This window comes from Halomonas sp. SCS19 (genome assembly GCF_040147015.1).
In the GTDB taxonomy this organism is placed as follows: domain Bacteria; phylum Pseudomonadota; class Gammaproteobacteria; order Pseudomonadales; family Halomonadaceae; genus Halomonas; species Halomonas litopenaei.
Map to the genome: position 1 here is coordinate 3,266,280 of NZ_JAMSHN010000001.1, position 23,628 is coordinate 3,289,907.

Consider the following 23,628-nt stretch of genomic DNA (forward strand, 5'->3'; position numbering starts at 1 on the left):
GACGGCGGCGGTCCACGCGGACGGGCCGTGGTGCCGCTTCGATGACACCAGGCAACGCCTGAGGCTGTTTTCAGGCCATCTGCAGAATCAGTTTCCAGATCAACGACTTCATAACAACGTACGCAATAACAACTACGCCATAACAACAACCCTTCGCCAAGTGACTAGCCAGGAAAGCGCGGTTTCCCCTGACGAAAGGCGTCGATGATTCGACGTCCGGGGAAGCAAAACAAGGAAGGAATCCTTGCGGAGGTTGCACATGCAATTCCCCCCATGTACTCGCACCCCTGGCGAGATCGCTCGGCATGCCTCACAGCATGCCCTGCTCAACGGCATCATCAAGGAAGTGGCTATCCCCCACGACCTGTTGAGCCACCACTGGCCCGCCAACAGGCGTGGCCTGCCAACGAGCCTCCAGGGCCTGCCATTGCAGGTCGCCTGGTCGTCTTCTTTAACCTTGTTCGTGCTGGTCGATCGCCACTCGGCGATGGGCTGCCATCAGGTTGTGTCGCCGCTGTATCTGCGCCGCAGCCTCGATCAGCCCTGGCGGGAGGCCGATACCGACGAGCTGGTATCGGCCCTGCTGGAAGATGGCCCCTGGCGCGAGGCCAGCCCCAACCCCGAGTTCGGCGACCAGGTGCTGCAGAGCCAGGCGGTGATGGCCTCCATCATCGAGGACGCTCGGCGACGCCCCCATGACCCGCTCAAGGACTACGCCGCCAGCGAACAGGGGCTGTGGTTCGGCCATCCAAATCACCCCACCCCCAAGGCCAGGCAGTGGCCGAAAGGCTTGAAGGGGCAGGGCAGGGACTGCTCCCCCGAGTTTGGTCAGGGTACCCGCTTGCACCAGTTCTCGTTTCCGGCGCAAGGGCTACGGATCGCCTGCAATGGCCTGGAGCCCGGTGAGGTGCTCAGCCAGGCCGCGGACCAGAGCGCGGAGCCCGAGGCCGGGCGGGTGGTGCTGGCCATGCACCCGGTCCAGGCCGAGCTGTTTCGCCAGGTGCCGGATGTCGCCGCGCGGATCAACGACGGCAGCATCCGCGACCTGGGCAGAAGCGGCCCGCTGGCGCTGCCCACCGCCTCGATGCGTACCTGGCATGCGCCTGAGCATCCCTGGTTCATCAAGGGCTCGCTCAACGTGCGCATTACCAACTGCGTGCGCAAGAACGCCTGGTACGAGCTCGAAAGCACCCTGGTCATCGATCGCATCATGAGTCGCTTGATCGACAGTGAAGACCCGGCGCTCGAGACCCTCGAGCTGGCTCGGGAGCCCGCCACCCTGCACTGGGCCCCGCAGGACGCTGACGACGACCAGCGCCGCTGGTTCCGCGAGCAGACCGGGGTCATCCTGCGCGAGAACTTCTGCCAGCGCTTCGGCGCCGAGCGTTGCCTGCTGGCGGCGACGGTATTCGCCCGTGACACCGAACTTGAGCCGATGGCGCCAACGCTGGTGGCGCGCGCGAGTTCGCCTGCGTCCGCTGCTGTGAGCGGCGCTCACGCCGACGATGTGCCCGAACACAGGATTGTCGACTGGTACAAGGCCTATCTTGGCGCCCTGGTCGAGCCGGTGCTGGCGCTGTATTTCCGTCATGGCATCGTGGTCGAGCCGCATCTGCAGAACTGTGTGCTGATCCATGACCAGGGCTGGCCCCGTCGCGTACTGCTGCGCGACTTCGAAGGCGTCAAGCTGACCGAGGATCATGGCCTTGACTGGCTCGCCGGCGAGACGCTGGATGAGCGCGTGCGCGCGTCGATGACCTACAGCCGCGACAAGGGCTGGAAGCGCATCGCCTACTGCCTGCTGGTCAATCACCTGGCCGAGGCGATCCTGGCGTTGAGCTGGCGCCGCCCGGCCCTGGCCGAGCGTCTGTGGGAGGCCACCGGGGAGGAGCTTTCGCGGGTCAGGCAACGGCTCGGAGTCGCCACGCCCGAGCTCGATGGCCTGCTCGCAGGCGGCGACTTGCCGTGCAAGACCAACCTCAAGCTCAGGCTGATGGCCCGGGCCGATCGTCACGCCGACTATGTGTGGCTGCCCAACCCCTGGCATCAGCTCGCAGGTGAGCGTCTGGAGGTGGCCCATGGCTGACAGTGTTGCTGTCTCGGGGCGCAGCGAGGCCCAGCGGCTGCCGCCAGCGGTGCGGGAGGCGATACGTTGCCACCAGGCCGAAGCGCAAGATCCTATCGCCGCCTTCTTCTATGACCTGGAGGCGCTGGCCGCCCGGGCGCGTTCGATCAAGTCCGCACTGCCCGACGGTGTCGAGCTTTACTACGCCATCAAGGCCAATAGCGAGGCGCCGGTCCTCGGGACCTTGGCCCCCATCGTGGACGGCTTCGAGCTGTCCTCCGGTGGCGAGATCGGGCGCATGCGCGAGGCGACGAGCACGCTGCCCTGGGTGCTGTCGGGGCCGGGCAAACTCGACACGGAGATGGCGTTGGCCATGGGCGAGAGCATCGAGGCCTTTCACGTGGAGAGCCTTGGCGAGATCGCGCGGCTTGAGCGACTCGCCGCGGCCAGGGGGCGTCACCAGGCGGTGCTGATCCGCATCAATCCGACCCTGCCCGAGGCGCTGTCGAGTCGTCTGCGCATGGCCGGTATCGCCACCCCCTTCGGCATCGACGAAGCCAGGCTTGGCGAGGCGGTGGCGGCGGTGGACGCCGCTGCCCATCTCACCCTGGTCGGCTTTCATATCCACGCCATGTCCCACCAGACGAGCGTGGCGCGCCACCAGGCGTTGCTTGACGGTTACCTGGCGCGCTGGCCCGAATGGCGCGCGCTTGCCGCCTCGCCCGCCAGGGTCACCCAGCTCAATGTCGGGGGGGGCATCGGCGTCGACTACATGGCGCCGTTCGAACCCGAGCGTCAGTTCGACTGGCAGACGCTGTGCGCCCATCTGGACGCCCGACTCAAGGCGATGGCTCAGGCCCCGCGGGTGCGCTTCGAGATCGGCCGTTTCCTTAGTGCCTTCTGTGGCTACTACGCCATCGAGGTGCTGGACACCAAGCACAGCCATGGTCAGGGCTTCGTCGTCTGTCGTGGCGGTACCCACCAGTTCCGGCTGCCCGCGGCCCAGGGCCACGACCACCCGGTCATCCACCTGCCGAGCGGGGAGCGCGGCGAAGCGTCGTCCGGCGAGAAGCGACCCTGGACGGTGGTGGGGCAGCTATGTACGCCCAAGGACGTGCTGGGGCGTGATCGACTGCTTGGCGACGTCGCCCCGGGGGATCTTCTGGTGCTGCCGCTGGCCGGGGCCTACGGCTACAACATCTCCCACGCTGACTTTCTGTGCCACCCAAGGCCGCCGCAGATCTTCATTGGCGCCGACAGGGCGTCACCCGACACCGCACGCTGAGGTTATTCATGTCATCACCTTCCTACGTTGCCGAGCCAGCGACGGGGTCCGCTGACGCCGTCGCAGACGTCGCCGCACCTCGAGTTGCCCCCTGTGTTGCTCCCAGTGCTGTTCCCGCTGCCGTACCCTTTGCCAGTTCCGACGACTGGCGTCATCGCCCGCGCATCGAGCGGCGGGTTATCGGCCAATTGCTGCAGACCCTGCTGTACGAAGACGTGCTCGAGTATCGCTGCGAGCACCTGGCCCCGCCTGAGGGTGAAGGGCAGGGACGTGAAACCACCTTCGTCGTCTCCCTGGGGGAGCGCGACTATCGGGTGCGAGGCTGGCTGTGCCACAGCTTCTCGCTGATTCGCCTCGATCATCAGAGTCTGGCTGTTGCGTCGACTCAGGCGCTGGCTCGGGCGCCGGCTCGGGCGTCGACAAAGGCGCCGGCTCTGGCCGGACGCGATGGCCGGACCCAGTCGCCATCGCTCTCGGAGTTTCTGGACGACCTGGCGTCCACACTGAGCGCCAGGGCCGAGGGAGACCTTCAAGGGCGGCTGCAGCCGGGGTTCATCAACGAGCTCAAGCAGACCCTGATCAAGGACCTGCAGTCTTCGACGGCAGCGCCCGTCGACGGCCAGAGCGCGCCCCACACGCTCGACGCCGACGCCCTGGAGCAGTACTTCACCGACGCCCACAGCTACCATCCCTGCTACAAGTCTCGTCTCGGTTTCACGCTTGGCGACAACTGTCGCTTCGGTCCCGAGTTCGGCCAGCCGCTGCGGGTGCTGTGGCTGGCGCTGCCGGCGCGGCTGGCTCATCAGGGGGCTGTTCCTGGTCTCGGCGCCCTGGCGACGTTTGCGGCCATGGCCGATGCCGAGCTGGGTGACGAGGGATCGCCGGCCAGGCAGCGTCTGGCCGAGTGGCTAGGCGAGCGAGGCCTTGCGCGCGAGCAGGCGGTGCTGCTGCCGGTGCACCCCTGGCAGTGGGAAAACGTGCTGGTCGGCGCGCTCTACCCGGAGCTTGCCAGCGGCGAGATCGTCCTGCTCGGCGAGGGCGAGACCCGCTATCGCCCGCAGCAGTCGATTCGTACCCTGGCGCCGCTGGATCACGATCGGCGCGCGTCCCCGACGCCCTATCTCAAGCTGGCGCTGGGGATCACCAACACCTCCAGTACCCGCATCCTGGCGCGCCATACCATCACCAACGGCCCCATCATCACCGCCTGGCTCAAGCAGCTTCTGGAGAGCGACGCCGGCGCCGGGGCGGCCAACGTCGTGATCCTCGGCGAGGTGGCCGGGGTTGCCCTGGACGAACGCGCCTTTGGCGGCCTGCGCCATGACGAGGTGTACGGCCAGGCCGGCGCCCTGTGGCGTGAGCATATCGACGGCTTTCTCGCCCCTGGCGAGCAGGCGGTTCCCTTCAACGGCTTGAGCCAGTGTCTGCGCGACCCGGACGGGGCGCCCACAGAGCCCTTTATTGCCGACTGGATCGCCCGTCACGGGCGCGACGCCTGGACCCGCCAACTGGTGAGCGTGGCGACACTGCCGATCATCCACCTGCTGTTCGCCGAAGGGGTGGGGCTTGAGTCCCACGGCCAGAATATCGTGGTGATCCACCGAGACGGCTGGCCAGTGCGAGTCGCGCTCAAGGACTTCCACGACGGGGTGCGCTACTGCCCGTCGGCGCTGGCCCGCCCGGAGCTGGCCCCCAGCCTGGAGCCGCTGCCGGCGGCCCACGCCGCGCGCAACCGCAACTCCTTTATCGTTACCGATGACCTGGCGGCGGTGCGCGACTACTCCTGCGACGCCTTCTTCTTTATCGCCCTGGCCGAGATGGCGATCTTCCTCGAGCGTCACTTCGGACTCACCGAGGGCTCCTTCTGGGCCATGGTCGCCGACGTCATCACCGCCTACCAGGACGCCCATCCAGAGCACGCCGAGCGCTATCGCCAGTTCGACGTCTTTGTCCCCGAGTGGGAAGTGGAAGCACTGACCCGCCGGCGGCTGTTCGGCGACGAGATGCCTCAGATCAAGCGGGTGCCCAATCCCCTGGCCTTGCATGCACCGGTGCAGCGCCCTGCGTCTGTGACCACGGGGAAGGCTGCAGCGATACAGGAGCGTACCCCATGCTGAGAACCAATCGCCTGAAACGTGCGCTAATCGAGCAGCGCGAGATCTACGGAGTGCTGGCGTCGTTGCCCACGGCGGCGTCGATCGAGCTGATCGCCGAAGCCGGCTTCGACTTCGTGGTGATCGACACCGAGCACGTGCTGATCAACCCGGAAACCGTCGAGCACATGATCCGCACCGCCGAGAGCTACGGACTGACGCCGTTGGTGCGGGTCGCCGACGACAACCCCAAGACCCTGCTGCGCCTGCTCGACGGCGGCGCCCAGGGCATCGTGTTGCCGAGCGTCGAAGACCCCGAGCGACTGGCCGCCGCGGTGGGTGCCTGCAAGTACGCGCCCCAGGGCACGCGCAGCCTCAACGCCGGGCGCCCCGGCGCCTTCGGCAAGCACTCCCTGGCCGAATACGTTCAAAAGGCCAACGACGAGATCCTGGTCGTCGCCATGATCGAGAGCCGGGCCGGCGTCGAGCGCATCGACGAGCTGTGCGCCGTCGATGGTCTCGACCTGGTGCTGGAAGGTGCCGCCGATCTGTCCCAGTCCCTGGGCGTGAGCTGGCAGACCGCCCACCCTGAGGTGCTAAAAGCGCTTTGCCGAGTGCAGCAGCGGGCGGCGGACCACGGCCTTCCCTACGCCGCCTTCCTGCGCCATGCGGACGCCAAGGCCGAGTGGCGCGAGCGCGGTGTGCGTACCTTCCTGCTCGGCGACGAGCGGGGCATCGCCTTTCGCGCCCTGACGAGCGCCTTGAAGGAGGCACGCGCATGAGGTGCCTGTCGCTTGCTTCCGGTGCCCCTGTTGCCCGAACCCCGAACCCTGCTGTCGCGCCTTCGTCGGTGCCCCCGATTGTTGCAGTTGCAAGGAGAGCCCAATATGGCCGCGTTTGATTCCGTTTCTTCACCCGTTCCTTCACCCCAGGCGAGGCGCCTGGCCAGCGAGCAGATCCTTCAATCGCTGGTCGATGGCCTGCTGGTCGAGGGGATCCTCGAGATCGACTCGCTGGCCGGTGATGACAGCGATGCCCGTTCGTTTGCCGCTGAGCTGTTTGGTGATGAGGTGCTGGTGGTCCATCCAGCAGCGCGATTGTGGCGCCAAGAGCGGGATCAGGGCGCTAGCCAAAAGATCAGCCTGGTGATGCTGCTGGAGCCCGGTATTGCCCAGGACTGGCAGAAGGTGCCCGGCACGCCGGTGTTGGCTCACGATGGGGGGACTCCGTCGCCCCTGGATCCCGTGGCATTGATGCGCCGGGTGTTCGGCGGCGATGAACAGGCCCTGACGCCTGGCCAGCGCGTCTTTCTCGACGCCCTGGAGGACAGCCTGTGGCAAGCCACGGCCTCCATGGCGCACGGCGTGGATACCCGCCATCTCGCCTCCCTGGGTACCCTTGAGCACTTCACCATTCTGGAACAGTGGGCGTCGCTGCTCGACCGGCCCTACCATCCCACCGCCAAGGCCAAACAGGGTTTAAGCGCTGCCGAGTACCGTGCCTATATGGCCGAGTTTGCCAACCCCGTCGAGCTTTACTGGGTGGCGGTCGCGCGTCACCGGCTGACCCATGGCGCAGGGGTGGGGGCGCTCGCAGCCGGCGCGGCTTCGGGCGCCGATAGAGAGAGCGCCCCTTTGGAACAACCCGCAGACTGGCTGCTCGCGGCCGAGGAGCGTCAGGCACTCTCCGATGAGATGCGCGCCATGGGCATCGCCGACAGCCACCTGGCGCTGCCGGTGCACCCCTGGCAGCACGATCATGCCCTGCCGAAGTGGCTCGCCGAGGACTTTGCCGCCGGTCACTGCATCACCCTGGAGACACGGGCCGGGCGCTGGTGGCCGACCTCGTCGCTGCGCTCGCTGCTGCCGGCTGCGCCCTCATCAGATGGCGCCGCGCATAGCCTCAAGCTGCCCATGGCCATCCACTCTCTGGGGGCCTCGCGCTACCTGCCGGCGGTGAAGATGATCAATGGCGATCTGAGCGCACGGCTGCTGGAAGAAGCCCAGCAGCGTGATCCACTGCTGGAAAGCGCCCTGCACCTGTGTGACGAAGGCAAGTGGTGGGCCTACCTGCCCGAGGACGCCAGTCTGTTCGATGAGGCCCCGCGCCATCTGAGCGCCATGGTGCGCAGCTATCCTCAGGCGCTGCTCGAGCAGGCCGGCACCCAACTGGTACCCATGGCGACCCTGGGTACGCCGCTACCGATGGTCGGGACGTCAGGTCCAGCACGCATCAGCGCCCATCACGTCTTCGATGACTGGATGGTGCAGCGTGGCATGGAAGCCAGCGCCACGAGCGCACAGGCGCTGTTCGGCGAGCTGTGTGCGCGCTTTTTCGAGATCAACCTGCGCATGCTGAGGCTCGGCATGCTGGCGGAGGTGCACGGCCAGAACGCCGTGCTGGTGGTGCGCCAGGGTAGGGTCGAGGGCCTGTTGCTGCGTGACCATGACTCGCTGCGTATCAACGTCGGCCAGCTCGAGCGCCACGGCATGCAGGATCCCTGCTACCGGATCAAGCCGGGTCACGCCAACACCCTCTACCACGACAGTCAGGAGGCGCTGTTGTTCTGGCTGCAGACCCTGGCGATCCAGGTCAATCTGCGTGCGATCATCGACACCCTGGCGGGGCACTATGGCCTTTGCCAGCGCGCGCTATGGCGAGATCTGACGGTTCAGCTCGAGGCCCAGCTCGACGCCGTGCCCTTCGATGCCGCCGAGCGCAACGCCTTGAAGTCCGCGCTGTTCGAGCGCGAGCGCTGGCCCTACAAACGCCTGATCGCCCCGATCATCGAGCGTGCCGGCGGCCCCGGCAGCATGCCTTTTGGCGTCAGCGAGACCGTCAATCCGCTGAGGGCCTGCCAGGGCGAGCTGACGCCTCAGAACGCCGAGGCAACTGCTGGTGTTGAACAGGGTGTCGGTACCGCTGGCGAAGCCGACCGTCTGGGGACGCTGCAGCAAGCCTGATCTCACCGTCAGGAAAAAACGCGGCGGCATCGGTGAACACCGATGCCGCCGTTTTTTCGTGCGCAATAGACGGGATATTCAGCGCAGCCATTCGGGATGCTCAGCAAGCATCGCCTCGCGCCGACGAGTTTCGTCCTGCTGCTTGGCCAAGGCTTTTTCGGCCAGCTCGTCGGCCCGGTGCGGGGGCACCACGAACAGACCGTCGTCGTCACCCAGCACCAGATCGCCGGGCGTGACGGTGACTCCGTCGATAGCTACCGGGGTGTTGATCTCACCCTCCAGCGACAGCGAGCGGGTGGTCAGCGGACTGGTACCCGCAGCAAACATCGGCAGGGTCAGCCGAGACAGTGTTTCTCGGTCGGTGACGGCGCCATTGGTGACGACACCAGCGAGTCCCTTGGTCAGCGCCGCGTAGGCGCGAAACTCGCCCCAGCAGGCGCGACGATGGTCACCGGACACGTCGATCACCAGCACGTCACCGGGGCGTGCGAGCGTCAGCGCCTCGCGGATGATGCTGCCGTCGACATGGGGAGTTCTGACCGTCAGGGCGGTGCCGACCAGGCGCACCGGACGATGCAAAGGCTCCAGCGAGGCGATGGCGCCAAAGTCGCTGAAGTGGCCCAGGGTCGAGGTGGCAAGCCCGGCGAAGCGATCGATCTGCGCCTGGCTGAAGCTGTCTCTGCGGGGGGCAATGTGGAACATCGGACCTCCTGTCGGATGTGTTGCTTAGGGCTTGTCTGAAAAGTGCCTGCGCTCGGTAATACGGCGTTAAAAATCGGCTGGTGCGCCAGCCCGGTCAACATGCTCATTTACACCCCGTAAACTGCGCTGTCTCACCGATTTTTGCCTTGTCTAACCTTCGCTCGTCGACTTTTCGGACAGCGCCAAGGGATTGCGGAGTGGTTGCTGAAAAGTTGCTGGCGGTGCTGATAGCGGCGTGAGTGCTGACCGGATCACGACGAGCAGCCGACGCTCTTACTGCCGGGTGCGATAGAGCAGATAGACGAAGAAGGGCGCACCCACCGCGGAGACGAAGACCCCGGCGGGCAGGTCCTTGGGCAGAAAGGCCACTCGGCCGATCAAGTCGGCGTAGAGCACGATCAGCGCGCCACACAGCGCCGCCACCGGCACCAGCCGCGCCAGACTGCGGCCGACCAGGCGGGCCGCTAGATGGGGCGCCACCAGGCCGACGAAGCTGAGTCCCCCGGCAAACGCCACCGCCGCGCCGGCCAGTGCCACGCTGAGGGCCAGCAGGATCAGCCGGCTTCTCAGCACATCGACACCGAGCCCGACGGCCACGGCGTCGCCCAGTGCCAGGGCGTCCATATGCCGAGCCAGGCTCAGGCACAGCGGAATCGCCACCAGCAGCCAGGGCAGCAGCGACAGCACATGGCGCCACTGGGCCGCATACAGGCTGCCGGTGAGCCAGACGTAGGCGTGCAGCGCCGAGGCGTCGTCGCTGATCACGATCAGCAGGGTCGTCGCCGCCCCCATGGCGGCGGATAGCCCGATACCGACCAGCACCACCCGGCTGGGGTTGAGCCCTTTACGCCAGGCCAGCGCCACCACCAGCACCGTGGCTATCACGGCGCCGCCCAGCGCCGCCAGCGGCAGCAGATGGATGCTCAGCTGACTGGCAAAGCCGGCTAGAAATACCACCGCCGCCAGCGCCGCGCCGCTGGTGATACCGATCACATCCGGCGAGGCCAGGGGATTTCTGACGATGCCCTGGAGCACCGCGCCGGCCACCGCCAGCGCCGCCCCCACCAGCACCGCCAGCAGAATGCGCGGCAGCCTCAATTCCCAGACGATAAAGCCAATGTCGCTGGCCTGGGGCGCGGCCAGGGCTTTCAGCACCTCGATGGGGGGAGTGGGGAAGCTGCCCAGCGACAGCGACAGGCCTGCGCTTGCCACCAGCGCAAGCGCCAGCAGCGCTACCAGGCGGCGATAGCGTCGGTTGGCCCGATCTTGTGTATGGCCTTGCGTATGGCCTTGTGAATGGCCCTGTGTCTGATCCTGTGTGGCGGATTCGCCGTTGGCGCCAGACAAGCTGCTCATGCGGATACCTGCTTCTTGCGGGCCAGATAGATAAAGAAGGGCGTGCCGATCAGAGCGGTCATGACGCCGACCGGGATCTCCTGGGGTGCCATCAGGAAGCGCGAGGCGATATCGGCTACCAGCAGCAGCGTGGCCCCGAGCAGCGCACAGGCCGGCAGCAGCCAGCGATGGTCGATGCCGACCAGTCCGCGGGCCATGTGTGGCACGATCAAGCCGACGAAGCCGATCATCCCGGCAAGCGCCACCGAGCTGCCGGCCAGCAGGATCACGCACAGACCCAGGGCAAGCTTCAGGGTGCCGGCGCGCATGCCAAGGCCGGTGACCATGTCATCGCCCAGCAGCAGGGCGTTGGCCTGACGGGCGAGGGCCGCGGTGATCGCAAGGGCCAGGGCAAACAGCGGCAGCAGTGGCACCACCAGTTCAAGCTCGCGCCCGGAGACCGAGCCCGCCAGCCAGTACAGCACGCTCTCGAAGCTCTGCTGGTCGATGATCAACAGGCCCTGACTGAAGGACACGAACATCGCCGTCACCGCCACCCCGGCGAGCACGACCCGAAGCGGCGACAGCTCGCCGCGCCGGCCACGGCTGAGCGCCACCACTGCGAGTGCGGCGACCAGCGCGCCGAGCAAGGCCGCCCACACGTACTGACCGGGGGTGTGCAGCGGCAGCAGCGATACCGCCACCACCACAAAGAACATGGCGCCGGCGTTGATGCCGAGGATGCTTGGCGAGGCCAGAGGGTTGCGCGTCATGGTCTGCATCAGCGCACCGGCCACCGCCAGGCTTGCACCGGTCAGGGTGGCGATCACCGCCCGGGGCAGGCGTTCGCTGAGGATGATGATATGGCTGACCCTGCCACCGTCATAGTCGGTGACGGCCTCAAGGGCGGTCAGCGGCGTGATCTCGGTGGTGCCGAGGATCACGCTGGCGCCAAAGGCCGCCAGCAGCAGCAGGGTACCGAGGATCAGTCCGGCGGCCCGGGTCGAGGTGCGTTCCAGCATCAGGCCGCACCCTCGTCTGTCGTGGGTGACGGCTCTGTGATAACTGAAGGCTCTCCAGTAGCTGAAGGCTCTTTCACAGCTGAAGGCTCCTCACCCAGCGCGTCACCCAGCGCGCAGGAAGAGGAGTGCGCCTGGGGCGCCAGGCCGTAGTGGCGATAGAGGTCATCGAGCATGGCGTTGGCGGCAAGGATGCCACCGCCCATGATCCAGTTGACCGTGTCCACCTCGTATACGCGGTCGGCGCGGGTCGCGGTCAGCCGCTGCCATAGCGGGTGGGCGGTCCAGTGGCGGTAGGTGTTTTCGATCGCCGGGTCGTCTTCCAGCAGCACGAAGATGACGTCGGCGTCCAGCGCGGGGATGTTCTCCTCGCTGGTCAACTTCATGCCCCAGCCTTGGTCTGCGGCGGCGTCAGGCTGGCGGAAGCCCAACTCCTCCAGGATGCTGCCGGCGAAGCCGGAGGAATACAGACGCACGTGGTCGCTCTTGAAGCGCACCACCGCGGCTTTCTGCGGCCAGGCGTCGCCCAGCACCGTGGAAATCTTCGTGCGCAGATCTGCCACCCGAAGGTTCCAGCAGGTCAGCAGTTGTTCGGCCCTGTCCTCACGACCGGTAGCCTTGGCCACCAGCTCGAGCGAGTCCTTGAAGTCAGACACCGTGGACGAGAACACCGTTGGCGCGATCTGCTCGAGCAGCGGGCGCACCCGTTCGTGTCGAAAGCGGGTGGCGACGATCACTTCGGGATCGAGCCAGGCCACTTTTTCCAGGTTGGGCTGGGTCTCCAGGCCCACGTGCTCGACGCCATCGAGCGCCTCGCGCAGGTAGCGATAGGTGGGCTTCTCCATCCAGGCATCGACCACCCCGATGGGCGTTACCCCCAGCGCCACGGCGCTGTCCGTGGCCCCCTGATACAGCGTGACCAGGCGTGGCGTCGAAGCCGAGGAGACTACCGGCGCAGCGGCCGCCGAGTCAGACCTTGCATCAGCGCTTACACCAGAGCTTACACCAGCCCTTTCATCAGCCCTGATGTCGGCCTCGGCAGCGCCTGCAAACAACAGCATCCCGGCGAGCAGGGCGAGTGCCACAAAGGCCAGGACGCCGGCGAACAGCCCGAGCACCAGCAGCAGACTGCGCAGCACTGAGGGTGCCTGCCGAGGCTGGGGCCGGGAGCGGTGCGGCGGCTTGGGTGGCATGTGCGATGAAAATGGCGAGCGCGAGCCTGGTGAGGGTTGCGACGGCGGTCGCAGCGATGGCGTGAACGTCATGGGGATGATCCTTCACCTGTATTGGCGTGTCTGGCGCCCCGACGAGTGGCCGATTTCTCGCCCCAGCGCCCAGGCCAGCGGCAGGCACAGCAGGGCAATGGCGGCCAGGGCGATAAAGGTCTCCTGCAGGGCCTGGGCGCTGGCCTCGGCGGCACTCACGCCTGTGGCGGTGACGCCACTTACGCGGGTGTCGTAGTAAAGCGATAGCGCCACCAGACCCAGCGAGGCGATCAGCCGCCTCGCCATATTGTTCATGGCCGAAGCCTGGGCTATGTCCCGGTCGGGCAGGGCGCGCATGCCCACGGTGGTGGAGGGCAGATAGCCGCAAGCCAGGCCGATGCCACGCGTCCCCATCCACAGCCCCACTACCCAGGCTGGCGTCGCCGACGACATCAGCGCGAGCCCCGCAAGACTGACCGCGGTCAGCACAAGGCCGGCGAGCAGGCACCACTGGGGCGGGTGGCGGTCGATCATCCTCCCGGCGATGGGCGAAGACAGCGACGCCATCAAGGCCGTAGCCAGAAACACAAGCCCGGTGGTCAGCGGACTCGCCCCGAGCACCTGGTGCATCCACAGCGGCACCAGCAGCACGCAGCCGAACAGGATGATGGACTGCAGGCAGGCCAGGATGACGCTCAGGCGAAAGGCGCGGTGCCCAAACAGGGACAGCGACAGTAGAGGCGCCGGGGCTCCCTGGGCTGCTGTGGGGTCGGCTTTCCGTTCCTGCATTCGCCCCGCCTTGAACTCCATACCCCGTTCGACCAGCACGAACCCTACCAGGGCGGCAAGCCCGAGCCCCAGGGGGACGAGCGCCGAGGGCGTGAGCAGTTCGGCCAGGCTGTCGATTCGGCTCAGCGAAAACAGCACCGCGCCCATACCGAGGGTGATCAGCAAAAAGCCCGGCAGGTCGAAGCGCCTGGCACGGTTGGGCGGCTCCCGACGAAGATAGCGCCAGCCGACCACCAGCCCCAGCAGCGCAAAGGGCAGATTCATGACGAACAGCGCCCGCCAGTGGCTGACCTCCAGCAGCAGGCCGCCAACGCTTGGGCCGATGGCCGGCGCGATCATCACCGCAAACCCCCAGATGCCGCTGACGCGGCCCCGCTGCTCGGGCGGATAGGCGGCGAAGATCAGCGCCAGCGACAGCGGCATCATCAGCCCCGCCGCCATGCCCTGGACGCCCCGGGCGATGATGATGCTGTCTAGACTGTCGGCCATGGCGCCGAGGCCAGAACCGGCGATAAAACCGATCAGCCCCAGCAGATAGATCACCCGTCGGCCGAAGCGATCGGCCAGATAGCCGGTCAGCGGCATGGTCATGGCCATGCTGATCATGAACAGGGTGATGACCCAGTTCACCTGGCTGGCGCTGGCATCGAAGGTCGCCATCAGCTCCGCCACCGCCAGGTTCAGCGCACTGTTGTTGAGGCTGACGGTAAAGGTGCCCAGCAACACGCTGACCAGCACCCAGGCGCCCCCGGCGCGGGCCTTCGACGACTCATCGGAAGACAGCTCAGCACCCCGCGACGCAGGGGCCTTGGCGAGTGTGTTGGTGGGCCGGGCCTGGAACATGAACCGTCTCACAGTCCTGAAAAGCGGAAATGCGGAGGGCCAAGAGCATGCCATGATGCAAAAGCAAATGCAATTCATTATCAAATGGGAGGAGTGCTACCCGAAGTCGTCGCGCCAGGTGAGCGACGCCACCAGCCTGAAACCATAAGCGCCGGACCTGAAATGGCCCGGCGCTTGGTGGGGATGGGAATTCCGTGGACGAATATTAGAAGTCCATGGTCCAGCCAAGGGTGAAGGTCCGTCCCCGACCCTGATAGTCGTACAGGTACTCCGGACCGTAGTAGGGCGAGTAGAACATCGCCGCTCGCTGTCCCCAGACGGTGGAATATTCCTCGTCGAGCAGGTTGTCGATACCCAGCGTCAGACGGCCGATATCGATATCCTGTGCCAGCGCCAGGTCCACCGTGGTGTAGCCGTCGATCTGGCGGTCATCGTCATCTTCCAGGTTATGGGCATGGTTGGCCTGCAGGCGGGCGCTGCGTCCTGCCGCCATGTCCTGCCAACCGACGAAGGCGGTGGCGGAGGACAGCGACGCATAGCGGGCGTCACGCTTTTCCCAGCTGCCGTTCTCGTCTTCCTGCTCCGAGCGCACCAGATGCAGGGTGCCGCCGACCTCGAAGCCGCCGTCCAGGAAGCGGGTCACCGCCGCCTCGAGGCCGTAGTCGCGCTTGTTTTCCTCGACCACGCTGACCGACAGGTCTTCGGCATTTTCCACCGCCTTGTCGGACCAGGCGTAGTAGATCGCCGCCTGGGTGCTCCAGTCGGCGTTATTGAAGCGCCAGCCGAGTTCCACCTGGTCTGTCTTGATGGCGTCCAGCGGGTTGTCGTCGACGCTGACATCGGCGCTCTTGCCGTAGTACTTGGCCGGGTCCGGCAGCTCAAAGCCCTGGCTGAACTGGATCCAGTTCTGGTGGCCGTTGCCGTAATCGTAGAGGGCGCTTGCGTTGACCAGGGTGGCATCATAGTCATTCTCGCCACCCGGTACGCCGTTGAAGTCATCGACCTCGACGTCCATATGCTGCTGGCGCACCCCGGCGGACAGGGTCAGACCGTCGGTGACCCGCCAGTCGCCCTGGGCGAAGCCGGCGTAGCCGTCGACCTCGTAGCTTGGATAGCGCGGGCCGATCTCGCGCTCTTCCTGGGTGAGACCGCCACTGGCATTCGAGGTGGCGATGTCGAAGTACATCTGGTCGGCGTCGAAGGACTCACGGTCCATGTCGAGGCCATAGGTCAGCGAGACGCGCTCGCCCAGCTCGGCATCGAACAGCGCCTTGATACCGCCCAGATCGGTGTCCTGCTTGGAGGCGCGGAATTCGACGCCCTGAGTGGTGGCGTAGGGGAAGGCATTGAAGCTGGCCTCTTCTTCCCGATAGAACGCCTGCAGGTAGAAGTCCTGACCCAGCAGGTCGGCGTGGTGGTACTGCAGGTTGACCATGCGACGATCCGTCTCGGGATCGCGATCCGACGAATAGCCGTCGCGGATCTCGGCGCCTTCCAGATTGCCTAGCGCCAGGTTGGGGAAGTAGAGCCCACGGTCACCCTCATAGGCCGAGCGGTATAGCTGAGCGCCAAGCGTCAGCGTCTGCTCGGCGCTGAGTGCCAGATCGACGCTGCCCATGATGTCGATGGAGCGATTGTCCTGCAGGTCGGTCTGGGCGATGTCCGGGAAGATCTCGTCGCCACGCCCGTCATAGAAGCGTCCATTGTCCTGATAGGCCACCGCCAGACGTCCCTGGACACGCTCGCTGCCGCCACTGATCGACTGGGCCAGGCGGAAGTCGGCGTCGTCACTGTCATTGAAGCCGCTGGTGACGCTCGTCGCGGTGGAAAAGTGGCGACCGGGGCCGTCACCTTTCTTCGTCACGATATTGATGATGCCACCGGTGGCGCCACCGCCATAAAGACTGCTGGCGCCGGACAGCACCTCGACGCGCTCGATGTTGAACGGGTCGATGGCGTCGAACTGGCGCGACAGACCCCGGGAACTGTTCAAAGAGACGCCGTCGATCAGCACCTGCACGCTGCGGCCACGCATGTTCTGGCCATAGTTGGTGCGTCCCTGGGGGGCCAGATCCAGCCCCGGTACCAACCGACCCAGCGCGGTCTTGAGGTCGGCTCCCGTCGCGATCTGAGTCTCCAGCTGCTGCTGGTCCACCACCCACACCGCACCGGGAATCTCGCTGATCGACTTCGGCGTGCGCGAGCCGACCACCACCATGGTCTCCTGGGATTGGACAGCTGCCTCGTCGGTGGCCGCCCTGGCGTCGGTGCCTGGCTGATCGGCGCCAACCGCCTGCGCCCAGCTAAGCGACGGAGCAGCGGCCAGCAGCAAAAGGCCTGCACCGAGGGAAAGTGACGCTGACAAGGGAGAGCCGCCATATGACGTAACGCCGGTGACTGGCGCAGTAGTAACGGGCCGCGGGCGTGTGTGGAGCTGAGTCGGAATCTGGGATGGCATGGAATGATCGCTTGGCTGATGTTGACCGGCTTGTCGAGACGAGCCGATGGGACAGTGCGGACCGGGCTTCTGGCGGCCCGTCTCGCGCCACCTGCCGAGGGAGCTGCGTGTTGCCCGTGGGGCAGATGTGCAGTTTCGGCAGCGGCAAGCAATATAGCGAATTGTTAAGAAAATGCGAAGCGTTCGTATTCAAATATAAGGTTTGTGCAAGTCAAGCTCACCCCCTCGCCGACCAGAGGCACAAGGCGTAGGCTGGATGCATCTACCACGCGACGATCAGGAGGCCTGATGGCACGAGTAAAAATCCTCAAGCAGGGCACGATCCACTGCTTTCCTCCCGGCCTGCGTGACGACCAGGGCGAGCTGGTCAACGCCGAGATTTCCGCGGTGGCCTACGACGGCGAGCGACTGTTGATGGCCAGTGACAAGCCGATCCCCGGCCACGAGCGTTCTGCCGCCTTCAGCCTGCCGTTGACCGCCGAGGGGCCCGACGACAGCCGCATCGACTACCTGACCCAGCAGACCATCAAGGAAGCGGTGAAGTATGAAGACTTCGCCCTGACCACCGATGGGCGCCACATGATCGCCACCACCGGCTTCGATCGCATCGATGACGAGACCCACGATCTCAACGCCTACAACCACCTGCTGATCTGGCCACTTCACGAGCCTGACCGGGTCCAGGTGGTGGACCCCGACCCCCGTGACGGTGTGGAAGGGTCGCTCGAATTCCGGCGCAAGATGGATGCCGCCGTAGGCGAGCCCTATTACAAGATCGAGGGCCTGGCCGCGATCCCCGGCGAGCGTGGCGATGGCCTTTTGCTGTTCGGCATCCGCGAGCAGGGCAAGGCCCACGATGACTTCGACTACGTGCGCCGGGTCATCGGTGCTCACTACATCATCAACGACGACGACAACCTGGAGTTCGTCGACGCCCTGCACGACGTCTTCAGCTTCGACCCCGGCGAGTACGACGGTGTGGAGCACATCTGCGGCCTGTCCAGCCTCGAGTACGATCCCTACCACGGCCAGCTCTACCTGCTGACCAGCTTCGAGACGGAAGAGGGCGACGACGAGCTCATCGGCGGCTATCTGTGGGTGATGTCGCTGCACGACTTCCGCCAGGGCAGGGCACCCACCCTGGTACGCGACGAGAACGACAAGGTGCTCGAGTTCGAACACAAGGCCGAAGGCCTCGCCGTGCTCGACCGCGAGCGGCTGTTCGTCGCCTACGACAACGACCGCAACTACGACCTGCACAGCGTCAGCGAACGCGACGAACGCCGCTGCTGCGAAGCCCCCTACACCATCCTTGGGTTGGTGCAGTAGGCACCAAGCGGTTCAGGTATGGCGCATTGCCACTTCGAACCGAGGCAGGGCAGAACGTGGCGGAGGAGCCTGATAGAGAGCCCCGGAGAGTAATACCAAGCCATAGAGGGCGAGCGCGTGAGAAGGAGCGCGGAAAGAGGGGGCGTGTGAAGGGAAAGGGGCGCATGGGGTGGAGCGGGGCGCTGCGGGTACGCCGGCGGTACACCCAGCCGCCAAAACCGGACTTTGAGGCGCTAGAACGATGATTCGAGAAGGGCTATAAGGCGAGAAAGTGCCAGGAAGAGCACAGCCGAAGCGCCTCGAAAGCCGCCATACTGACCAGTGGCAAGCGTCCACCCGAAACCCGCTAGCCTACGGCCGCAGCTTTCGCTATCATACGCCCGCGCTGATAAGGGCCTATAGCTCAGTTGGTTAGAGCAGGGGACTCATAATCCCTTGGTCGCTGGTTCGAGTCCAGCTGGGCCCACCAATAAAATCAGCATCTTACGAATTCTCTCTGGTGAGTCCCATAGTCCAAGGGTACAGTTTCGGTACAGTACCGATTCTTCAGTCCCTGGAGATTTTCATGGCCACCATCGTCAAGACCCCCTCTGGTAGCTGGAAAGCCGTCATTCGCAAGACCGGCTGGCCCACTACCGCCAAGACCTTCCGCACCAAACGAGATGCCCAGGACTGGGCACGCCGCACCGAAGACGAAATGGTGCGTGGTGTCTATATCCAGCGCAGCGCTTCGGAGCGCATGACGCTCGAAGCCGCGCTCAAGCGCTACCTGGCCGACGTCACACCCACCAAGAAGCCCAGCACCCAAAAGAGCGAGCGCCACAAGGCCAGCACGCTGATCGAGCACCTGGGAAAGTACTCCCTCGCGGCCCTGACGCCGGAGCTGATTGCCAACTTCCGTGACACCCGCCTGAATAGCATTGGCCATCGTGGCCAGCCTATTAGCGCCAATACCGTGCGGCTGGAGCTCGCCTTGCTAGGCCATCTCTACACCGTGGCCATCCAGGAATGGGGTCTGGGCCTGACCTACAACCCCGTCCAGAACATACGCAAGCCCAGCCCTGGAGAAGGGCGCGACCGGCGCCTGAGCGCCGACGAGGAGAAGCGCCTGTTCGCCGTGCTACGGCAGCACAGCAACCCCATGCTGGCCTGGATCGCCAGAATCGCCCTAGAGACGGGCATGCGTTCGTCGGAGATCCTGACCCTCACTCGCTCACAGGTCGACGTGAAACGCCGCGTGGTGCGTCTCACGGACACCAAGAACAACGAGGCCCGCCTGGTACCGCTGACCCAGGCTGCCACCGAGGTGTTCAAGCGGGCGCTGAACAATCCGGTGCGCCCGCTCGAGTGCAACCTGGTGTTCTTTGGCGAGCCTGGAAAGGATGGCAAGCGCGGCCCCTACGCCTACACCAAGCTTTGGAACCAGGCGAAGAAGCAGGCCAGGCTCGATGACTTTCGCTTTCATGACCTACGCCATGAGGCCGTCAGCCGGCTGGTAGAGGCGGGGCTATCCGACCAGGAGGTCGCCGCGATCAGTGGGCACAAGTCGATGCAAATGTTGAGGCGGTATACGCATCTTAGGGCGGAGGATTTGGTTGTGAAGCTGGATAGGTTGAGTGAAATTTAATATTGTTAGTACGTGCTTGACTTAATTTCAGTAGAGGATTGAGCGTTTTTGGAAAAACAAGCTATTAGGCTATTTGTTTCCTGTTGAGTTTCTAGGGGGGAGGTTTGAAAAGATTTTTTTCTGTAGACAGAGGAAGAACGTTCAAGGAAGGGATGGTGCTAGAGCTAGTTCGACATGTTGATGTAGAACCAGAGTTCTTGAAAGCACACGTGGACAGTCTTTATCCCTCTGGATTGTCTTTTCATGGCGAACGATACCTCTTAAGCAATAAAAGTAGAGGCGATGTTGCCAGTCCAATAATTGAACTGCTGTTTGAGAATATTCGGAAAGCTCATTTTTCTGGCCGTCCGTCGCGGTTTCAAAGTGTCTTTGCCTGTTGCTCGATAGAAGAGGCTCGGCAATTCAAAGCCTCCTATGGAGATGAGAGCTCTCCAATATGGGAGGTTTATAAAGATGGTCCTATTTTTAAAGGCAATATGCGGCTATTGGATAATAACCAAACTAATCTTATTTGTTCCTATTTGGCTCACGAGTATTGGAGTGGGCGCCAGGGGCCTACGGAGTTTTTAGGGTTGACAGAGGTTGTCCTTGAGTTGCCCGTCACCGTCGGAACTAGGATCGAGGGTTAGTTTGATATTTGCGTGAGACGGATGACTTCAAGCTTCTCTTTGTATTGACCTTTATGGAGTAAACGATGATCCAGTTTTGTCCTCACTGTTGTAATCGAGCAAAACAAGAAAAGCTCAATGAGCAGTTTTACAAATCTGTAGCATGGGGGGTGGACGATGGGGAAGAAGCCGAATGTGAAGGAACATATCATGTTTATAAATGTACAACATGTGGAGAAATTCTTGTTTATCACCACCTTTTTGATTTTGAACCAACTCTTGTCTTCCCAGATATCGGCTTAGATGATTCTGTACCTGAAAGTGTTTCAGTAATATATAATGAAGCGGTTAGGGTTAAGTATATATCACCTAACTCTTTCGCTGTGCAAATCAGAAGGGCTCTTGAAGCTCTTTGTCAAGATCGCGATGCAGTGAAAGGGAGCTTGGCGGGTAAGTTAAAATTTCTAAGTGAAAAAGGAGAGATTCCTGAAAAATTATCTGAAGCCGGAGATGTGTTAAGACTAATAGGGAATTTGGGTGCGCATGCAGATACTATTGATGTTCATCCTTTGCAAGCAATGGCAATAGATGATTTTTTTAAAGCGATTGTAGACTATGTATACGTGTCTCCCGCAAGAATTTCTCGTTTTAATGAAATGCTTCGTATATATAAAAATAAAACGTGATTTTTCTAATTGGTAATATTCGGGAGTATTTTTTGTATTAAAGTTGTTGGCTACCAAAGAGTTTAATGATGATAATAAAATCTGTGTGGCTTTAGGGGGTATATAAATATGTCCAGGCTGCTGGAAGTCGGTGAGATACTTAGTTGAAAAAATTAATTTTTGGTTGATTTTTACTGGTCTTTCCGACACTGCTGTTAATCAATAGGTGTGAAAAGGTATTATGAGTTTTCAGCTATGCTTGGTTGTTTTCCCGGCGATGTGTAGCGTGTAGTATGTTGTAGTATTATACAACATACTACGTCTTACAATTTGATTGCTTTCCCCAAGAAATTTTTTAGCGGCTAAAACTTTATTCTGTGTTAGTTTGCCTCCAGTGGTAAATCTGCTCAACACCCCTTTCTCCCGTCTAGCACTCCGCATGATGAATTACATTTCTATATTTTCAGGTTGTTGAAGGGTTGTGGTGATAAAGATAGCCCCTCAAGTGTCAATGAAATGGAGCGCATTGACCAAGCCCTGTGCGTGAGGCGATTTATCCAGGGTGGTTATTGACACCGCCCACTTGAGGGGCTTGAGTACCTAGGTTTCTGCTTAATTTTCATATGAAGACGTCGTGCTTATTGAATTAATGTGAGTGCTTTTGAGAAAGTATAGGTAAACTTTTTCAAGGCAGGTATAGCTATACTTTTTCTTTTAAATCAATTGCTTGAAAATAACCGCAAGTTGGCGTAGATATTAAAAGCGTAATCTCGCTATGCGCTATCTTGAGGTGATTATGACAACCGAAGAACAGTTGCTTGAACGTTATGGGCCATTGCTCTCCCTTACCGATTTATCGGAATTATTGAAGCGTAGTCCCGATGGTCTCCGAATATCTTTGCAGAGCCAGTCAGAGTTTGCTGTGAAATGGAATGCCGCCAAGAGGAAGGTTGGAAGGCGTGTCTATTTCCGTGCAACCGACGTTGCAGGGCTGATTGATGAAGCCTGAGCGGTTAGAGCGGCAAAGTGAAGCGGATACGAAGGGGTAAGGCGTGAGTATTGTCGCCATGAACTGGGCATGGGATGTCCAACTGAGCTACCTGAGCGAGCGTGACAACAAGGCTGGGCGTCGCCTGCTGTTGGTAGCGTTGGGCGACAACGCCAACGAAGAAGGAGTGTGTTGGCCAGCCATCTCCACTCTGGCACGCCGCTGTGAGTCCAGCACCAAGAGCGTCCGCCGTTGGTTGCGTGAGTTCGAGGAACATCAGTTACTCAGCATTCAGCCGCGTCGGAATGCGGCGGGGCAGACCAGCAACCTGTATCAACTGAGACTAGCAAATCGAGTCGCGGAGAGGCCTTACACCCCCCTGGACACCGAGTCCACCCCCCAGGGACATGGTGTCTGGGGCCCCCGGACACCTGGTGACCAGGGCCCCTGGACATCTGGTGTCCCCCTAACCACCAATGAACCATCAATGAACCTCTCTCACTCTCTGGCGAGAGATTCGATGCTTGGTCGAGCGGATCAGAACAGCGACGCAGTTCCTTTTCAGGAACCTTCGTCAGCCATCCCAATACGTTCTGATCGCTTTCCCATGACCCTCGAATGGACACCGGACCCTACTGAGCTGTCGATGGCCTGTTTACGAGCTGGTCTCTCAGCTGATCTGGCTCCCGAGCGATATCAGCTCGCCAAGTTCACGGCCCACCATGCTGATACTGGCCGCACGGCCAGTACGACTGCCTGGCATACCAAGCTTGCCGACTGGCTGCGCAAAGATGTGCTCGCAGCTCAGTCCACTACCGGAGGACCCGCCAATGGACATCGCCGCCAACGCACCCCATCGCGCCGTGTTACCGCCGCAGAAGCACGCGCACGCGCCAAAGCTCAACAGAGTGGGGGAATCATCGACCAAGACTGGCCCGCTGATCGGAGAAGCTGACGTGGATCAGTTGTTTGATGCCCTGGGTGTGTTGTTCGGCTGGAAGTTCACGAGCCAGTGGGGGGCCTTCGATGAATCAGGCGTTTGGATGGCTGAGCTGGCTTTCCTGACACGTCTACACCTCGAACTGGGTATCAAACGCTGTCGTGAGGCGGTGCAGGAAGCAACGCGGACGGGTAACGAATCCTGGCCACCGCAACCTGCTGCATTCGCGGTTCTCTGTGAGCCGCGCCCAGAGGACTTTGGTATGCCTGGTCTGGAGGAGGCGTGGCGTGAGGTATGCGCCCATGCTCATGAACCGACCCAATGGCACTGGAGCCATGAAGCCGTGAGGATGGCGGGTAGCGCCGTCGGTTGGTGGGATCTGACGCATAGCACGGCGCTGTCGGCTTGGTCACGTCTCGAACGTCACTTCACCCAGGAGTATGGAGCCTTGGTCAATCGGTTGATGAATGGCGAACAACTGGTGGCCTATGCGCTGCTGGAGAGTGACAACAATCGTAGCCCCGCCGACCTTGCAGAGCGAGCTGGGCACGAGGTTGCGAACCGAGCGGTCAAGGCAGCGGGTCTTCCGCATCGAATGAGCTCCGCGCATGGGCTTACAGCACTACGCAACGCGGTCGGCAAGACTTGAGCGCTTTCATTGACACTTGAGGGGCAGCGCTTCTGATTCATTGACATTTGAGGGGCAGTGCGGAA

Annotated in this window: 18 protein-coding genes and 1 tRNA gene; 13 read left to right on the forward strand and 6 right to left on the reverse strand. The window is 62.7% G+C overall.

Annotation, left to right across the window (positions count from 1 at the left end; translation table 11 throughout):
• The first annotated feature begins 259 nt into the window (after window positions 1-259).
• From NFH97_RS14215 to NFH97_RS14235, 5 genes are all read left to right on the forward strand, one after another.
• Entirely contained in the window at window positions 260-2,086 is a 1,827-nt protein-coding gene (locus tag NFH97_RS14215; protein WP_349624990.1) for an IucA/IucC family protein, read from the forward strand.
• Complete coding sequence (locus tag NFH97_RS14220) at window positions 2,079-3,350, forward strand: type III PLP-dependent enzyme (RefSeq protein WP_349624991.1); 1,272 nt, start codon at window positions 2,079-2,081, stop codon at window positions 3,348-3,350. The genes NFH97_RS14215 and NFH97_RS14220 overlap by 8 nt, the downstream gene beginning before the upstream one ends.
• A gap of 8 nt (window positions 3,351-3,358) precedes the next feature.
• Window positions 3,359-5,467: an IucA/IucC family protein gene (locus tag NFH97_RS14225; protein WP_349624992.1), complete on the forward strand. Its 2,109-nt coding sequence runs from the start codon at window positions 3,359-3,361 to the stop codon at window positions 5,465-5,467.
• Window positions 5,461-6,225 (forward strand): HpcH/HpaI aldolase family protein, encoded by a 765-nt coding sequence (locus NFH97_RS14230; RefSeq protein WP_306168585.1) that lies wholly within the window; start codon window positions 5,461-5,463, stop codon window positions 6,223-6,225. Before NFH97_RS14225 ends, NFH97_RS14230 begins: the two co-directional genes overlap by 7 nt.
• Before the next feature lie 105 nt (window positions 6,226-6,330).
• Window positions 6,331-8,406 (forward strand): IucA/IucC family protein, encoded by a 2,076-nt coding sequence (locus tag NFH97_RS14235; protein ID WP_349624993.1) that lies wholly within the window; start codon window positions 6,331-6,333, stop codon window positions 8,404-8,406.
• Window positions 8,407-8,484: 78 nt separating this feature from the next.
• Here the strand turns inward: NFH97_RS14235 and NFH97_RS14240 are convergent, their stop codons facing one another.
• The 6 genes from NFH97_RS14240 to NFH97_RS14265 form a co-directional block, all read right to left on the reverse strand.
• Complete coding sequence (locus NFH97_RS14240) at window positions 8,485-9,108, reverse strand: RraA family protein (protein WP_349624994.1); 624 nt, start codon at window positions 9,106-9,108, stop codon at window positions 8,485-8,487.
• A gap of 273 nt (window positions 9,109-9,381) precedes the next feature.
• Window positions 9,382-10,464 carry a FecCD family ABC transporter permease gene (locus NFH97_RS14245; protein ID WP_349624995.1) on the reverse strand — a complete coding sequence of 361 codons (1,083 nt, stop codon included), beginning with the start codon at window positions 10,462-10,464 and terminating at the stop codon, window positions 9,382-9,384.
• On the reverse strand, window positions 10,461-11,465 hold the full coding sequence (locus NFH97_RS14250; RefSeq protein WP_349624996.1) for a FecCD family ABC transporter permease: 1,005 nt from the start codon (window positions 11,463-11,465) through the stop codon (window positions 10,461-10,463). Before NFH97_RS14250 ends, NFH97_RS14245 begins: the two co-directional genes overlap by 4 nt.
• Complete coding sequence (locus tag NFH97_RS14255; protein WP_349624997.1) at window positions 11,465-12,601, reverse strand: ABC transporter substrate-binding protein; 1,137 nt, start codon at window positions 12,599-12,601, stop codon at window positions 11,465-11,467. The genes NFH97_RS14250 and NFH97_RS14255 overlap by 1 nt, the downstream gene beginning before the upstream one ends.
• A gap of 138 nt (window positions 12,602-12,739) precedes the next feature.
• Window positions 12,740-14,299, reverse strand: a complete 1,560-nt coding sequence (locus NFH97_RS14260) for an MFS transporter (RefSeq protein WP_349624998.1) — start codon at window positions 14,297-14,299, stop codon at window positions 12,740-12,742.
• Window positions 14,300-14,504: 205 nt separating this feature from the next.
• Window positions 14,505-16,664 (reverse strand): TonB-dependent receptor, encoded by a 2,160-nt coding sequence (locus tag NFH97_RS14265; protein WP_349624999.1) that lies wholly within the window; start codon window positions 16,662-16,664, stop codon window positions 14,505-14,507.
• A gap of 381 nt (window positions 16,665-17,045) precedes the next feature.
• Between NFH97_RS14265 and NFH97_RS14270 the strand changes: the two genes are divergently transcribed.
• The 8 genes from NFH97_RS14270 to NFH97_RS14295 all read left to right on the forward strand — a co-directional run bounded on the left by NFH97_RS14270 (window position 17,046) and on the right by NFH97_RS14295 (window position 23,563).
• Entirely contained in the window at window positions 17,046-18,086 is a 1,041-nt protein-coding gene (locus tag NFH97_RS14270; RefSeq protein WP_349625000.1) for a hypothetical protein, read from the forward strand.
• A gap of 392 nt (window positions 18,087-18,478) precedes the next feature.
• Window positions 18,479-18,555: transfer RNA gene (locus NFH97_RS14275), tRNA-Ile, on the forward strand.
• 96 nt (window positions 18,556-18,651) lie between these two features.
• A complete protein-coding gene (locus NFH97_RS14280; RefSeq protein ID WP_349625001.1) occupies window positions 18,652-19,713 on the forward strand; it encodes a site-specific integrase in 1,062 nt (353 codons plus the stop codon).
• Window positions 19,714-19,865: 152 nt separating this feature from the next.
• A complete protein-coding gene (locus NFH97_RS21215; protein ID WP_502878695.1) occupies window positions 19,866-20,342 on the forward strand; it encodes a DUF2441 domain-containing protein in 477 nt (158 codons plus the stop codon).
• Window positions 20,343-20,407: 65 nt separating this feature from the next.
• Complete coding sequence (locus NFH97_RS14285) at window positions 20,408-21,007, forward strand: DUF4145 domain-containing protein (RefSeq protein WP_349625002.1); 600 nt, start codon at window positions 20,408-20,410, stop codon at window positions 21,005-21,007.
• 775 nt (window positions 21,008-21,782) lie between these two features.
• On the forward strand, window positions 21,783-21,995 hold the full coding sequence (locus NFH97_RS14290; RefSeq protein WP_016416860.1) for a hypothetical protein: 213 nt from the start codon (window positions 21,783-21,785) through the stop codon (window positions 21,993-21,995).
• Between the two features lie 58 nt (window positions 21,996-22,053).
• On the forward strand, window positions 22,054-22,929 hold the full coding sequence (locus tag NFH97_RS21220; protein WP_502878713.1) for a DnaT-like ssDNA-binding domain-containing protein: 876 nt from the start codon (window positions 22,054-22,056) through the stop codon (window positions 22,927-22,929).
• Complete coding sequence (locus NFH97_RS14295; RefSeq protein WP_502878714.1) at window positions 22,811-23,563, forward strand: replication protein P; 753 nt, start codon at window positions 22,811-22,813, stop codon at window positions 23,561-23,563. Before NFH97_RS21220 ends, NFH97_RS14295 begins: the two co-directional genes overlap by 119 nt.
• Window positions 23,564-23,628 lie beyond the last annotated feature (65 nt).

Excerpts from the sequence above, each read along its gene's own strand:
- NFH97_RS14235 (WP_349624993.1), top strand. The coding sequence starts at position 6,331 with ATGGCCGCGTTTGATTCCGTTTCTTCACCCGTTCCTTCACCCCAGGCG.
- NFH97_RS14225 (WP_349624992.1), top strand. The coding sequence starts at position 3,359 with ATGTCATCACCTTCCTACGTTGCCGAGCCAGCGACGGGGTCCGCTGAC.
- NFH97_RS14270 (WP_349625000.1), top strand. The coding sequence starts at position 17,046 with ATGGCACGAGTAAAAATCCTCAAGCAGGGCACGATCCACTGCTTTCCT.
- NFH97_RS14230 (WP_306168585.1), top strand. The coding sequence starts at position 5,461 with ATGCTGAGAACCAATCGCCTGAAACGTGCGCTAATCGAGCAGCGCGAG.
- NFH97_RS14280 (WP_349625001.1), top strand. The coding sequence starts at position 18,652 with ATGGCCACCATCGTCAAGACCCCCTCTGGTAGCTGGAAAGCCGTCATT.
- NFH97_RS14285 (WP_349625002.1), top strand. The coding sequence starts at position 20,408 with ATGATCCAGTTTTGTCCTCACTGTTGTAATCGAGCAAAACAAGAAAAG.
- NFH97_RS14260 (WP_349624998.1), bottom strand. The coding sequence starts at position 14,299 with ATGTTCCAGGCCCGGCCCACCAACACACTCGCCAAGGCCCCTGCGTCG.
- NFH97_RS14290 (WP_016416860.1), top strand. The coding sequence starts at position 21,783 with ATGACAACCGAAGAACAGTTGCTTGAACGTTATGGGCCATTGCTCTCC.
- NFH97_RS14240 (WP_349624994.1), bottom strand. The coding sequence starts at position 9,108 with ATGTTCCACATTGCCCCCCGCAGAGACAGCTTCAGCCAGGCGCAGATC.
- NFH97_RS21215 (WP_502878695.1), top strand. The coding sequence starts at position 19,866 with ATGGTGCTAGAGCTAGTTCGACATGTTGATGTAGAACCAGAGTTCTTG.
- NFH97_RS14245 (WP_349624995.1), bottom strand. The coding sequence starts at position 10,464 with ATGAGCAGCTTGTCTGGCGCCAACGGCGAATCCGCCACACAGGATCAG.
- NFH97_RS14215 (WP_349624990.1), top strand. The coding sequence starts at position 260 with ATGCAATTCCCCCCATGTACTCGCACCCCTGGCGAGATCGCTCGGCAT.
- NFH97_RS21220 (WP_502878713.1), top strand. The coding sequence starts at position 22,054 with ATGAACTGGGCATGGGATGTCCAACTGAGCTACCTGAGCGAGCGTGAC.
- NFH97_RS14220 (WP_349624991.1), top strand. The coding sequence starts at position 2,079 with ATGGCTGACAGTGTTGCTGTCTCGGGGCGCAGCGAGGCCCAGCGGCTG.
- NFH97_RS14250 (WP_349624996.1), bottom strand. The coding sequence starts at position 11,465 with ATGCTGGAACGCACCTCGACCCGGGCCGCCGGACTGATCCTCGGTACC.